Source organism: Amycolatopsis thailandensis (assembly GCF_042723255.1).
Taxonomy (GTDB): domain Bacteria; phylum Actinomycetota; class Actinomycetes; order Mycobacteriales; family Pseudonocardiaceae; genus Amycolatopsis; species Amycolatopsis thailandensis.
Window position 1 is genome coordinate 60,360 of sequence record NZ_JBHXJK010000007.1, and the last position, 13,497, is coordinate 73,856.

Consider the following 13,497-nt stretch of genomic DNA (forward strand, 5'->3'; position numbering starts at 1 on the left):
AGAAAGAAGGAGCCATGAAGCACTATGTCCGTACGATATGGACAGTGATCGCGGCGAGGATCGCCGTGCTGCGAGCAGAGCCGGAGCGTGGTGAGATCACCACCACTGTCATCGTCACCGCGCTGATGGCTATTGCCGCGATCGCGATCATCGCGATCATCGTCGCGAAGCTGACCGAGAAGGCCTCGTCGATCAACCTCGGGATCGGTTGACCATGTCGGCCCGGAACGCCTCACCGCGGCGTCCTAGTGGTCCGCTGGCTCGCCGTGTCCGGCGAGCGTTGTCCGGGGATCGGGGCGAGGTCACCGTCGAGCTGGTCATCGCGACACCGTTGTTGCTGCTGGCGTTGCTGGCGATCATCCAGTTCGCGGTGTGGTCTCACGCGACCCACGTCGCCCAGACCGCCGCCTCGCAAGCCCTCGCCGCGGCCCGTGTCCAGCACGGCACCGCCGGCGCCGGGCACGCCGCGGGACAGCGGCTGCTCGACGAACTCGCCGCTGGCCCGCTGCGCGAGCCCCGGCTCACGGTGACCCGGGACGCGACCTCGGTGTCGGTGAGCGTCCGTGGCGAGGCCGCCACGGTCCTGCCCGGTGTGCAGCTGCACGTGCACGCCGAAACCGTCGGCGAGGTCGAGCGCTTCGTGCCCGACACGGGCAGCACACCCTGACTTTTCCTTATACAGAGCCAGTTTCTGGTGTGAGACGACAGGAGTTTCCTGATGGGTAACCTCAGTCATTCGCCGATGCTCGACGGCGTGTTCCCGGACGGGCCGGACACCATACTGCTCCATCCCGCCGTCACCGCGCGCCGCTGGCGGCGCCGGCAGGTCCTCGCCGCAGTGCGACCGGGAACAGTCCTGAAAGGACTGTCCGTTGTGTTCGTGGCGGGATTCGCGCTGGTGGCGGGAAACGGATTCGCCGGGAAGTTCATTGTCGCCGCCGTGGTCCTGATCGTCGTGCTCGCCGGCTGGCGGGCCGCGTGCGGGCCCGGCGATTTCCGGAGGCTGCACGAGCCGGCTCCTGGGGCCCGGTTGCGCCGCGGCGAGGGTTGGCGCAGCAGGGATTTCGCCGACCTCGGGGCCGATACCGCGAGCTTGGTGCGCGAACTGCTGGCCGGTGTCGACGAGCTGCACCGGACACCGGCCCGCGCCTGGATCGACCCCGCGCTCCCGGGCGAGGCGCACCGGGTGGTGTGGGAGGCCCTGTGCTGTCTGGACCGTAGCCGCGACGCGCGAGCCCTCGCCGAGGAACTCGCCACCGATCCCGACGCCGGCGAGGACCTGGCCACCGCGGCACGCCAGGCGGTCACCACGATCGACCACGACCTGGACGAGGTCGCCCGGCATCTGCGCGGCTGCCTGCTGCTGACCCGAGCATGGGAGGCGAAACTGCGGCGCACCGACCTGGCTCGCCGCGCCGATCGTGTCCTGGTCGCGCTGCCCGGCCGCGAGGAGCTTCGTGGCCTGGCCGGCGCCGCAGAAGTGCTGCCGCGGAACGTGTTCGCGCACGTCACCGCGGCCCGTGATCTCACGCAGGCCGGGGAATTCCCTTGGGAGCAACCGCCGTCGCAGTGGCCCCGGCTCACGCTTCTTCCACCGCATCGTGCGACTACCACGCCTAAGGCCGGCGGCCCGGCAGGGGAGAGGCAGTCGTGACGCGGCACGGAAACCGGCTGCTCGCAGGGGCACGGGCCTGGTGGCGTGCCGAGCGTGGCTCGGTGACCGCCGAGGCCGTGCTGCTGACGCCGGTGCTGGTCATGCTGCTGGTGTTGCTGGCCGTGGTGGTGCACCGCGGTGTTGCCGCGCGGCTTCGGCTGGACGACGCCGCACACCAGGCCGCCCGCGTCGCCACCCTGCACCGCACCAGCACGGCAGCTGCCACGGCCGCCCGGGACACCGCCGGCGCCGCGCTGGCCCAGGCGGGTGTGGTGTGCCGCGACGTGACCACCACGTTGTCGGGCACGCTGGCGCCTGCCAGCGCGGTGACCGTGCAGGTGCGGTGCACCGTGGACTTCGGCCAAGCGGTCCTGCTCGGTGTTCCTGGCGGGAAGATCCTGGTCTCGTCCGCCAGCGAAGTCGTCGACACCTACCGGTCGCAGGCCCGGCGGGGTGGTGCCTGATGGCGTTGTCAGCGCGCGAGAACGGGAGCGCAGGCGCGGAGCTGGGCGCCGGTCAGCGTCCGGTGCTCGAGCAACGCTTCGGCGACACGGCCGATGTCGGTCCAGTGCCGGTCGACGAGGTCCTGCGCGATCTCGGCCCACAGATCGGGCTGCCGGTCGGAAATCCCGTAGGCGAGGCGGGCCTGGGAGATCAGAGCGAGGTCGTCATGCCCGCCGAGCAGGTAGGCGCCGAGACGGACATCGTCGGCGGTCACGTCCTCGTCGAGCCGGTCGGCCGCCCTGGCCGCCTCGAGGACGTAGCGAGCCTGGGCGAGTGGCCCGGCGTGCGCGACGACCGCCACCGACGACAGATCGACACGGCGGGGACGGACCGCGGTGAAACCCGCGCGCCCAGCCGTACGGGGCCGCAGCGTGACGTAGCGCAGCGACCAGCCCTGCAACAGGTAGACGACCGCGTGGCCGGCCTCGTGCCACGCGGTCACATGGTCCTCGGTCACCGCAGGCGATTCCTGCGTCGCGGTCACCTCGCTCATTCTCCCCACCCGCCGCGCACCCGCGTGTCCGGCACGTCCGTGTACTGCTTGAGGTGGTGGTGGCGGGCTGAGGAAGGCCGGGTGACGGCGTTCGTGCTCGCTCTCCTGATCGGGCTGCTCGCGCTGACCGGGCTGAGCCTGGACGGCGGCCTCGCCCTGGCGAGCAAGGTCCGCGCCGGCGGGCAGGCCGAGTCCGCCGCCCGCGCCGGCGCCCAGGCGCTCGACCTCGCCGCGTATCGCGCCAACGGCGTCGTTCGGATCGATCCGGCCCGGGCGCGTGACCTCGCGCGCCGGTATCTGGCCAGCGTCGGCGCCACCGGCACCGTCGTGGTGGCCGGGGACACGGTGACCGTCGAGGTCACCGCCGTCTATCGCACTCAGCTGCTGTCGCTGGCCGGGATCGACGACGTCCATACCCACGGGCGGGGTGCCGCCCATCCGCAGCGCGGGGTCACCGGTATCGAGCCCTGACCCACGGCCTGCCAACGGAAGGGAGAACACGGGGATGGTCACCACGGACGAAGAGATCGCCCGCCGTCTGGAGGAAACCGATTCGGCGCGCAGCGCCCGCCGTCAGCGAGCGGCGTCCACCGTCGGGGAGCTGGCGCGCCGGCACACCGACCTGGCCGGGCAGCTCGCCGACCTCGAACGCGAGCTCGGCGAGGTCCTCACCGCGGCCGGCGACGTCATCGACGTGCGCGAGCTCGCCGCGGTCACCGACGTCCCCGCCGCCGACCTCACCCACTGGCGCGACCAGGCGACCAAGACCACCCGCACCGGCAAACGCAAACGTCCCGGCATCGCGAGGAAGAGCGGCTCTCCCACTAAGGACAGCCCGCCGCGCGCCACCTCGCCCACCGGGCCCGCACCGGAAGCCGGCGGGAACGGCGGGGTAGCCCTCGCCGCGGCGAGTACCTGATGCCTGGCCGCGTGCCGTTCATGCGCACCGCGCGGCTGCTGGGCCGGGTGACGCGGGGACTGTTCGCCGTCCTCGTGCTGACAGGGCTGGTGGCGGGCCTGCCGTGGGCGCTGATCCACGGCGTGGGTTGGCCGCTGCCGGATCACCTGCCAGGCCTGGACGAGATCGGCTCGCGGCTGATGACGCCGATGTCCGCACGGTTCCTGCTCGACACACTCGCCTGCCTGGCCTGGCTGCTGTGGCTGGTGTTCGTCCGCGACCTCGCCGCGTGCGTGGCCGACGTCGCCCGCGGCGCCCGGCTATCAGACCTGAAGCGGCAGACGGGCCCGGTGCGGCGCGTCGCGGCCGTGCTCGTCGGCGCCCTGCTCGTGGCCGTGCTGGGCCGTACCGCCACCGCCGCGCCCCTCACCTTCGTCGACGCGGCGCCCTCCGCCGGTCACGCCCAGGTGACTGGTACCACGCCCGGCGCCACGGCTCCGGGTAACCAGGAACGGGAGCGGCTTCCGGCTGCGCCCGGGACCGAGCGGGTCCGCCCGCCGGAGAACGGGGTGCACGACTCGCTGTGGCGGATCGCCCAACGCTGCCTGGGCACCGGTGATCGCTGGCCGGAGATCTGGGCGCTCAACCACGGCAGCGCCCAGCCCGGCGGACGGACCCTGACCAACCCGAACCGGATCCACCCCGGCGACACCCTCCACCTCCCCAACACCAGCCCTGCCCCGCTTACGCCGGAGTACACGCTTTCTGCGCCCGCCCCCGAATCACCGCCCCCGGCGCCGAGCACAGGCACGCCAGCTCCCTCCGGGCCTGCCCCGGCCGCGATGCCCAGTGCCACACCTGCCGCCGACCATGAGGTAGACCGGCCCACCGGCGGCGCGGCGAGCTGGGGGAGCGGTGAGGTGTTCGTCAGCCTCGGCCTGGCCGCGGCGGTCAGCGCCCTGCTCGTGCTCACGCGACGGCGGCGTCACGCCCGATACCGGCCGGGCAGCGGACGGCGTGACGATGACCTGCCTGTCGCGCCGGTCGTGTATCAGCTGCGCCTGGCTCATCTGCGTGCCCAGCACCACGACGAAGACCTCGAACTGGCCGCCGAGACCGGCATCGCGACCGGCGACCCCGGCAGGCACGAGCGCTGTGAACTCGGCGATGAAGACCCGGCGCTGTGCTCGGGCATCGCGGCGGAAGGAACGGGCGGCGAGGCCTGGCCGACGGTGTTCGTATCTCGTGGCCGCCGTGTGATCGGCGCCGCCGCACCCGCCGGACCGGCGACGCTGCCATCCGTGGTCGACATCGCGTTCGACACCACGCCCTCGCACGCCGCTGGTGAGGCCGCTACAGCCGGCGAGGGGACCCAGGTCGCCCTCGACCTTGCGTGTGTCCATGGCCTCGGCCTGGTCGGGCCGGGCGGTTACGCCGCGGCCCGCGCCCTGCTGCTCACGCTCCTGACCATCGCGTCCGAGAACGCGCCCACGCGCAGCGTCTATGTGCCCAGCGCCGATGTGGCCCGCCTGCTCGGTGTGCCAGGTGCTAGCACCGACCTGCCGGCGTCGATCACCGTGGTGGCCGACCTGGACACCGCGCTGGCCTCCATCGAGGCCCAGGTGCCGCCGCGGCCGGCCGTCCTGATCGCATCCTCATCCGGTGATCCTGGCCGGCAGGCGCGGCTGCAGCACCTACTCGACAACCACGGCCAGCACGGGCTCACCGCGCTGCTGCTGGGCCAATGGCGCGCCGGGGTGACCGCCTACGTCACCAGCGGCGGGATCATTTCGGCGACCGATCCCGGCCTCGGCGAACCCCTGCGCGGGACCCGTGCTTTCACCCTGCCCGAGACCGCGACCCGCGACCTCCTGGCCTTCCTCCGCACCACCGCACCCCGAGAAAGCACCGACACCGCCGACGTCGACCCGCCCCGGGACGGCCCCGAACCCTGGCAGGAAGCGACACCACCGGACACGACTTTCCTGGCCTCGCCGGGGAACGCCGCAGGCGATCCGCGGCGACTGGAGATCACCGCGGGACCGCCCGCGCCGGAACAGTCCCCGGCCGGCGCCCCTGGCGAAACACCCCGCCCGCTGGCGGCCACCGTGGAGCCGAGGCCACCCGCGCCGCTGGCGCTGACGGTCTTCGGCGCCCCTGCCCTGCACTGGCGACCCGACCCTGGCCAGGCCGCGGGGGAGCCGCGTGACCTGACCGGCGAGCTGAGCAGCCGCCCGCTCGAACTCCTGGTCTTCCTCGCGGTGCATCCCGGCGGAGTGTCGCGGGACGTGGTCGTCGACGCCCTATGGCCGAACGACCCGCCCCGCAATCCCGCCAGCGTGCTGCGCACCGTCCTGTCCCGAATCCGCCGCGCTCTCGATAACGCGACCCGCGGCACCGTCGGCGAGCTGGTTATGGCCGGGCACGGCCAGTACCGGCTCGACCCCGCCGTGGTGGAGGCGGACTACTGGGACTTCGCCGACGCGGTGACCCGCCGGCGGACCGCCGGCACCGCCGCGCGGCGCGTCGAGGGCTACGAGGCGATCGTGGCGCACTACGGCGGCATCCTGGCCGACGGCCTGGACGCCGACTGGCTCACCGCCGCCCGGGAGGCGACACGGCGCGACGCGCTCGACGCCGTGGCCGCGCTCGCCCGCACCCGGGTCGAGGCTGACCCCGACTACACCCTCGACCTGCTGGAGACCGCGCGGGCGTTCGATCCGCACAACGAGTTGCTGTACCGCGACATCATGCGCCTGCAGCACACCCTCGGCCGGCACGACGCCATCTCCCGCACGCTTCACCTCCTGCGAACCCGCCTCGCCGAAATCGACACCACGCCCACCGCGGACACTGCCGACCTCGCCGAGCGGTTACGCGCACGCTCCACCGGGATCCCGGTCGAGGACTTCTCCCGATCCACGGCGCCATGAATGGCACACCGCCGATTCTCGGACACACCTCGCCGCGGCGGGAACCGAGGTGCGATTACCGGGCGGTAAAGGTATTTGCGCGGAACAGCGAAATGCCTCGATTTCCCGCCGCGATTCCGTCCGCGCCGATGCTAGCGTCGACAGTGGAAGCACAACCATCGAGGCCAGAGAAAAAGAACTTCGTGGGCGCACACACGCATTCCCCGGCATATGTGACATCGGCTCTCGCCGAGTGTTATCGGCGACTCTCGCGCGCCACAAAGATACTCCGCCGCCGTGGCGATCCGCATATCCGGCGCGCGGACACCGCCTCGCACGGTGGGCCCGTATCGTCGGCGCGGTCACTCAGTGCCGTCCCCGTCGGCTCCGGCGACGCGGAGCGTGACTGCCAACCGTGGGGCCGCCGACCCGGCCTATCAGCCTCGTCCTCCGGTATCCGCCTAAGGTGGATCCCCCCGTGTCAGACGTTCTCGCAGGTCACACCCCCTCCAGGGGGATCCACCGGTATCCCAGACTCGCTTGACACCAAGCAGGTGAACACATCAGGCCCGGCGGCGATGTCACGCGGCTCCGTCATCTGTTCACCAGTGCTCACCCCGGTACCTCGCTCGCCTTCTCCTCTTCCCCCATTCCCGTATTATTTATTGAAAAGGACTACATTCATCCGCGGTTTCACCCGTGGCCGGCCTCCCCTTTCTCTGGCGATGCGCAATCGCCTGACCTGCGCAAACATTCCCGTGAAAGTGCGTGCATTCACGCGAAAAGATAGGCAAAATTCCCCGGAATTAACCCGGAAAAACTATTGCGCGGCGCCCGGGGTCGAGTTACGTTTGTTGTGTCACCGGGAAACCGGAAATCACAACAAACCACCGCACCGGGCGCGAATGGCCCCGGAAAGCGGAAACCGGCAAATTCGCGATTGGGGATTCCTATGTGCTACGCCGACACCACCGACAACCCCGACGGCACCGCCACCGCGCACTGCTATTGCGGTTGGTCCAACACCTACCCCGACCACGACACCGCCGACGCCGCCGCCGAAAACCACGCACGGGAAGCCGAAGCGGCGGAAGCCGAATTCGCCGCCACCCACTGACCACGCAACCGCCGCACCCGACACCGGAAGGGCAACACCGTGAACGACAACACCGACGACGCACCGGAACGCGTGGTGTACGTGGTCGATCCGACCATGGGCCGCGACGTGCAACCCGAAGTGGTGACCCGCACCAACACCGAAAACGAGTGCACGGTCACGGGTGTGGTGATCGACCCCGCCGACCAGCAACAACTGTTGTACGGCACCGTAACCGGGCCCGACGGCGTGTTTGTCGGTAGCTACTTTCCCGCCGATATCGTGCGGCAGTCGGAATGGCGGGTGGTGACCGCCGACGGCGCGGAATACCCCGCCCCCAGTGAAGGGCACGCCGTGCTCGCGCTCACCACCACGTTGCGCCGCGCGTAAAAACCCGCGCCACCCGCCCCGGTCCCGCCGCACATGACCGACGAAACCCATTGCTGTGAAGGGAAACCAGCACGATGACCACGAACGCCACGACTCCGGCCACGGGCACCGCGCCCGCCGCCCCGGGCGCGGCACGGTTGCCCAACGGCGAACTCCGCCGCATGGTGGCCGAACTGCTCACCCAGCAACCCGGCAACGCCGGACTGACCTCGGGCGCCGCCGCCCGGCTCCTGAACCGATCATCGGGCGCCGTGCTCAACGCTTTGGAAACCCTTGTGGCAAGGGGGGAAGCCGCCTACATGGGGCAGCCGTCCCGGGCCTACCGCGCGAACGCCAACACTCCCGCCGCCGCCGCTGCCGCCGTGATCAGCACGCGCACCACCGACCCCGCGACAGGCGACGCCACCACGCCGCCCGCGCCCGTCACCCCGAAACGCTGCCCCGGGCCGAAAAAAGCGCCCGCGCCCGCGCTGGTGACCGCACCGGTACGGCGCCCGAACGGGCAGCTCTACCACCCGCGCAAACTGGCGGGAAGTTCGGACGTGACGGTGTTGCGGCGGTTGCGGCAGAACAAGATTCCCTCGCTTCTGTACGGGCCCCCGGGGACGGGTAAGACGTCGCTGGTCGAGGCCGCGTTCGGTGACGCGGTGACGTTGCCGGGCGACAGTGACACCACGGTCGATGACATCGTGGGCGGGTACGTGCCCACCCCGGGCGGAACCTACGAGTTCGCGCACGGGCCGCTGGTGACCGCGATGCGTGAGGGGCGCGCGTTCTTCATCGACGACTTCACCCTGATCCCGGCACCCGTACTCGCGGTGGTGTACCCCGTCATGGACGGACGCGGGCACATCACGATCAAGACCAACAACTGGGAACGTGTCGACGCCGCACCCGGGTTCTACGTGGTGGGCGGGCACAACCCCGGGGTGCACGGCGCGGTACTCAGTCCCGCGTTGGCGTCGAGGTTCCGGGTCAAGATCGAGGTGACCACGGACTACGACCTCGCCACCCGGATCGGGGTCGACCCGAAAGCGGTACGGGTCGCGAAGAACCTCGCCGCCCGGCACAAGAAGGGCGAGATCGGGTGGGCGCCCCAGATGCGCGAACTCCTGGCGTTCAAAGACACCGCCGCCGCACTCGACCCAATCACCGCCGCCGGAAACCTGATCGCCGCCGCCCCGGAAGAAGACCAGGACATCGTCGCCGACGTGGTCCGCAACACCTTCGGCGCCCACGTCACCCCGCTCACCGTCGGCGAACAGTTCTAGCCCCCGCCCCACCGGTCCCGCCCGACCACGACCGTCCGGAAAGGACACACGATGACCGCGCACATCGCCGCACCCGCCGCCACACCGACCGCCGTATTCCCCGCCGCCCCGGGATGGCTGACCCTGTCGGCCCGGTTCGGGGACGAGGTTCCCGCTATCGCCGACCGCGACGACCTCGTGGTCACCGTCGCCCCCGGGGCGGGACACGACGCCCCCGCGTGTTTCTTCCTCGACCTCGCCGCTATCGAAGTCGACGGAACCTATCTCCCCAGTGGGGTCGACCCCGCCACCGTCGAACCGCACCGGGTCGGGGACCGCAAGCGTTACCGCACCCTGTGGGGGCTGCTGACCCACGAGAGCGCCCACGCGAAACACTCGGTGTGGCGTGTACCCCCGGGCGCGCCACCCGGTGCGGCGGCGGCCGCGCTCTTGCTGGAAGAGTCCCGGATCGAAGCGGCACAGCTACGCCGCCGCCCGCAGGACCGGTACTGGCTGCGTGGCAGCGCCACGAACCTCATCCTCGCCGATACCCGGGCGAATGACCCCGCCGCCGCACCGACCATGACGAAACAGGATGCCGCGCAATCCGCCGCGCTGCTGCTGGCACGCGTGGACGGCGGTGTCCTCAACGGTAGGGAAGTCGCCCGGGTCGAGCGGGTCGTGCGCGGCATCCTCGGCGACGACACCCTCGCCCAGTTGCGCGCGATCTGGCGTACGGCGCACCGAGTCGCCGACGACAACGCCACCACCATGATCGAACTCGGGCGCCGCTGGTGCGAGGTCCTCGGTGAGGACCCCGACCAGCCGCCGCCCGAACGCGGTGCCGCCGACCCGGGCGCGCAGCCCGGTAGCGGGAACGGCGCGCCGTCACCGTTGGCGCAGGCGATCATCGCCGCCGCAGCCGCCATCACCAGCGCGGCCGCCGCCGACCCCGCGCCCACCGACCCCGTCACCGAGGCCATAGAGGCCCGTGCCGCCGAGGACACCGCCCGCACCCGCGCGGTCCGCGCGGCGGGCAAGACCTTCGGAACCAAGACCAGCCCGCACGCCACCCACATCACGGGCACCCGCCCGCCTGCCACGGCCGAACGCACCGCCGCGCGGCACCTGGCTCGCGCACTGACCACCGCCGGAGTCCGTGACCGCACCACCACCAAAACCACCTCGGCCATCCCACCCGGACGGCTCCGGGTGCGCGGCGCCATGACCGCCGCCGCGCAACGCGCGGCGGGAACCATCCCCACCGCCGAACCGTTCACCCGCACCACCCGCAAAACCGTTCCCGCACCGCCACTACGGCTCGGCATCGCCTGTGACGTCACCGATTCCATGAAGGACTACACGGCACCGGTCGCCTCGGCTGCGTGGATTCTCGCCCACGCCGCCCACCACACCGACGTGCCCGCCACCACCGCGACCGTGACCTTCGGCTCGGGCCTGGTCACCCCGATCACCCGCCCCGGAGCCACCCCCGCGAGGGTCACGGAATTCGGCACAGGCTACGCCGGTCACGTCATCGATGACGCCATCGAAGCCCTCGACGGCGCCCTCGACCTGTCCCGCCCGGACGCCGCCCGGCTCCTAGTGGTCATCTCCGACGGCGACTTCGAAGACGAGACCCGCGACCCGGGCCAGCTTCTCCTCGATCGCTTACGCGCCACAGGATGCGCGGTGCTGTGGCTGCTTCCCGGCGGTAGCCCGTGGCTTCGACCGATGGACGGCGTCACGAACCACACCCTCACCGACCCCGCCGCCACCGCCCGCGCCATCGGGCAAGCCGCCACCGCCGCACTACGCGCCACACGCTAACCACCCCCCCAGACCCCGGGCGGGGTGGACACCCTCCCCCCTCACGTCCGCACCGCCCGGGCCCACACCACGACTTCGGAGATGACCACCGATGACCGACACCACCATCGCCACCGTGGGCGAGCTGATCGCCGCCCTCGACCACTACGACCCGACCGCCCCAATACGGCTCGCGACCCAACCCGACTACCCCCTGGAACACCTTCTCGCGCGGGCCGCGTGCACCCCGGGCCGCGCCGACGGCGACAGTCCCGCCGACACAGGCCAGCCCGTGGTGTGGCTCGGTGCGGGCGAACAGGTCGGATATGTGCCCGCGCCCGCCGCCGACGCGTTGGGGTGGTCGTGATGGCCACCAACGAAACACACGACGACGCACCCGCCTCGCTGGCAGACCGCGCCATCACCGTCGCCCGTCGTCAGCGCGCCATCGACCCGAGCGCCTTCGCCGACCGCGACACCATCCCGTCCTCGTGGAACCGCCGCGCGATCACCACCACCCATCTCGCGGTCGCGCTCGGCGTCGGTGTCGAGTGCGTGATCGTGCGGGACGACCCCGACCGCCGCTACGGCATCGGGACCAGTACCAGCCCGGGCGACCTCATCGAGGTCACCAGCGACGGCCGCCCCTGGTACTTCATTCCCGACGTGACCGGGTTCGTGATGTGGTCCTGGCTGTTGCTCGGCCCGTGCCCAGCCTGCGAGGCGCCGCGGGTCCCGGTCACGCGAGTCGCCGGCCTCGCCGACCTCGGCGCGCACCTCGACCCCGGGCCCGAGCACCACTTCTTCGACACCGCGCCCATCGAATTCCACGGCGACCCCGCCCACCACCCGCACTGCGTCTACTCCGCACACGCGTCGGAACTCCGTGCGGGACAGCGAAAGGAGCCCCTGTCATGACAACGACCACAGTCGCGGCGGCTGACAAACCCGCACGCATCAGCAAAGGCGACCGAGTGGCCCTCGCCGCGATCGACGTCGCGATCGCGCTACCGGGCAAGTGGACGGTCGGCCGTGGCCGAGGCCTAAACGAGGTCGCCGACGTCGCGTGCTTGGCCACCGGGGTCCGTGTCGGCTTCGAGCCGGTATCAGGACCGGGCGAGTGGCGCTACCGGCTCGTTCCGGGGGACCTGCCGCGAGAACTTGACGACGTTTTCCTCTGGTACCGCCGAGACGACCCGTTTCCCGTTGCCACGTTCGCCGTCGGTGCTCCAGCCGCCGAGGTCGCGACCGACATCCACAAGCGGCTGATCCCGGCCTTCCACCAGTGGCTCGATCGCGCCCAGACCGCCCGACGAGAACGCCTCCAAATCCAAACCCGCCTGCACAAAGCTCAGCGCGCGATCGCCGACCAACTGGAAAAGGCGTTCCCGCAGGCACCTCGACCCGCCCGCATCTTCTTCATGAGCGACGACCTCGTGAGCATCACGCTGACCATGGATGTCGACGACGCACTCGCCCGCATTCCCACGCTCGCACACGCACTCCGTGCCGATGACGCCACCACCGCATCGTCCATGCCGACGGAAACCCGGGAGAAGAAATGACCGCGATGACCACCGCCGTCGCACGCTTGTGTCCCGAAAATTTCTACGACTCCTCCCGTGTCGAGGTCTTCATCGGCACGGGCCCGGAAGCCGAGTTGAACGGCTACCTCGGATCCGCATGGCCGGACAGGATCGCCGACCCCGCCACCGTCGCGGCGCTCCCTGTCGGGCGCGAGTTCCTGACGGCCACCACCGAGACCGACTTCCTGACCGCGCTGGACAACCTGGCCGAGGCGTGGACGCTGGCCGGATTCGGACTGGCGGATTCCGGCTACGCTGACGAACTCGCGACGCTGGACACGTGGTGGCGTTCGAACCTTCGCGTGGGCAGCTCGTACACCTTCGACGGCGGCCGGGTCCTGTATCTGCCCGTCGGCCGCCCCAAGACCGACGACGCCGAGAACCGCTGGCAGAGCATCACCCTCGCTAGCGGACAGCCCTCGGCCCCTGACGTCACGCTGGACGGGCGCGCCCGCGAGGCCTTCCACCGGGCCCGACGACAGGACCTGGACCCCGATCCCGGCGTCCATCCCGCGTACGTCGAGCGCGCCACCCTTCGCCGAACCCTGGTCCACGACGTGTCCGAGGTGTTCGGTGTCGCGAGGACAGCGGTGACGGTGACCGACGATCCCGACCGTGAACACGGTGGCTGGCAGTGGTTCCGGGTGACCATCACCGACGACGGAACCGACTACCGGCTGACCTGTTTCGGCGGCACGGTCGACGAGCTACGCGTCCTCGGCCCGTGCCCGGAGTGCGGCGGCGACGTGCCGCTGATCTCGGCCAACGACCCTGCGGCACTCGGCCGCTATCTCGACGCACGGGCCACAGGCACTCCCGTGCCCTGCCCGCCCGGACTGACCTCCGGCGTCGGCCACACACCCGCCTGCCCGGTCCGCGAGGACCTCTGACCAGGCCCACCCCGC

General features: G+C 71.0%; 16 protein-coding genes. 15 read left to right on the plus strand and 1 reads right to left on the minus strand.

The features are described 5' to 3' along the window. Positions 1–14 precede the first annotated feature (14 nt). Genes ACFWMR_RS04600 through ACFWMR_RS04615 form a run of 4 tightly spaced genes read left to right on the plus strand, consistent with a single transcriptional unit; the run spans position 15 to position 2,118 of the window. Positions 15–212 (plus strand): hypothetical protein, encoded by a 198-nt coding sequence (locus ACFWMR_RS04600; protein WP_378376981.1) that lies wholly within the window; start codon positions 15–17, stop codon positions 210–212. Positions 213–214: 2 nt separating this feature from the next. After that, a complete protein-coding gene (locus ACFWMR_RS04605; RefSeq protein ID WP_378376983.1) occupies positions 215–667 on the plus strand; it encodes a TadE/TadG family type IV pilus assembly protein in 453 nt (150 codons plus the stop codon). A gap of 51 nt (positions 668–718) precedes the next feature. Continuing rightward, positions 719–1,654 (plus strand): hypothetical protein, encoded by a 936-nt coding sequence (locus ACFWMR_RS04610; protein WP_378376985.1) that lies wholly within the window; start codon positions 719–721, stop codon positions 1,652–1,654. After that, positions 1,651–2,118, plus strand: coding sequence for a TadE/TadG family type IV pilus assembly protein (locus tag ACFWMR_RS04615; protein WP_378376987.1), 468 nt, complete (start codon positions 1,651–1,653; stop codon positions 2,116–2,118). Before ACFWMR_RS04610 ends, ACFWMR_RS04615 begins: the two co-directional genes overlap by 4 nt. 8 nt (positions 2,119–2,126) lie before the next feature. On the opposite strand, the gene ACFWMR_RS04620 is transcribed toward ACFWMR_RS04615, so the two are convergent. Beyond that, on the minus strand, positions 2,127–2,651 hold the full coding sequence (locus tag ACFWMR_RS04620) for a hypothetical protein (RefSeq protein WP_378376989.1): 525 nt from the start codon (positions 2,649–2,651) through the stop codon (positions 2,127–2,129). Positions 2,652–2,732: 81 nt separating this feature from the next. Between ACFWMR_RS04620 and ACFWMR_RS04625 the strand changes: the two genes are divergently transcribed. The 11 genes from ACFWMR_RS04625 (at position 2,733) to ACFWMR_RS04675 (ending at position 13,482) form a co-directional block, all read left to right on the plus strand. Continuing rightward, a complete protein-coding gene (locus ACFWMR_RS04625; protein ID WP_378376991.1) occupies positions 2,733–3,122 on the plus strand; it encodes a hypothetical protein in 390 nt (129 codons plus the stop codon). 34 nt (positions 3,123–3,156) lie between these two features. After that, complete coding sequence (locus ACFWMR_RS04630; RefSeq protein WP_378376992.1) at positions 3,157–3,570, plus strand: hypothetical protein; 414 nt, start codon at positions 3,157–3,159, stop codon at positions 3,568–3,570. Next, positions 3,570–6,482, plus strand: coding sequence for a BTAD domain-containing putative transcriptional regulator (locus ACFWMR_RS04635; RefSeq protein WP_378376994.1), 2,913 nt, complete (start codon positions 3,570–3,572; stop codon positions 6,480–6,482). Before ACFWMR_RS04630 ends, ACFWMR_RS04635 begins: the two co-directional genes overlap by 1 nt. Before the next feature lie 931 nt (positions 6,483–7,413). Continuing rightward, positions 7,414–7,578 carry a hypothetical protein gene (locus tag ACFWMR_RS04640; protein ID WP_378376996.1) on the plus strand — a complete coding sequence of 55 codons (165 nt, stop codon included), beginning with the start codon at positions 7,414–7,416 and terminating at the stop codon, positions 7,576–7,578. Between the two features lie 39 nt (positions 7,579–7,617). Next, a complete protein-coding gene (locus tag ACFWMR_RS04645; RefSeq protein ID WP_378376998.1) occupies positions 7,618–7,947 on the plus strand; it encodes a hypothetical protein in 330 nt (109 codons plus the stop codon). Positions 7,948–8,021: 74 nt separating this feature from the next. After that, entirely contained in the window at positions 8,022–9,218 is a 1,197-nt protein-coding gene (locus ACFWMR_RS04650; RefSeq protein ID WP_378377000.1) for an AAA family ATPase, read from the plus strand. A gap of 51 nt (positions 9,219–9,269) precedes the next feature. Next, positions 9,270–11,027: a hypothetical protein gene (locus ACFWMR_RS04655; protein WP_378377002.1), complete on the plus strand. Its 1,758-nt coding sequence runs from the start codon at positions 9,270–9,272 to the stop codon at positions 11,025–11,027. A gap of 91 nt (positions 11,028–11,118) precedes the next feature. Next, positions 11,119–11,373 carry a hypothetical protein gene (locus tag ACFWMR_RS04660; protein ID WP_378377004.1) on the plus strand — a complete coding sequence of 85 codons (255 nt, stop codon included), beginning with the start codon at positions 11,119–11,121 and terminating at the stop codon, positions 11,371–11,373. Next, a complete protein-coding gene (locus tag ACFWMR_RS04665) occupies positions 11,373–11,924 on the plus strand; it encodes a hypothetical protein (protein WP_378377006.1) in 552 nt (183 codons plus the stop codon). Before ACFWMR_RS04660 ends, ACFWMR_RS04665 begins: the two co-directional genes overlap by 1 nt. Further along, positions 11,921–12,571, plus strand: a complete 651-nt coding sequence (locus tag ACFWMR_RS04670) for a hypothetical protein (protein ID WP_378377008.1) — start codon at positions 11,921–11,923, stop codon at positions 12,569–12,571. The genes ACFWMR_RS04665 and ACFWMR_RS04670 overlap by 4 nt, the downstream gene beginning before the upstream one ends. Next, entirely contained in the window at positions 12,568–13,482 is a 915-nt protein-coding gene (locus ACFWMR_RS04675; protein WP_378377009.1) for a hypothetical protein, read from the plus strand. Before ACFWMR_RS04670 ends, ACFWMR_RS04675 begins: the two co-directional genes overlap by 4 nt. The last annotated feature ends 15 nt before the right edge of the window (positions 13,483–13,497 follow it).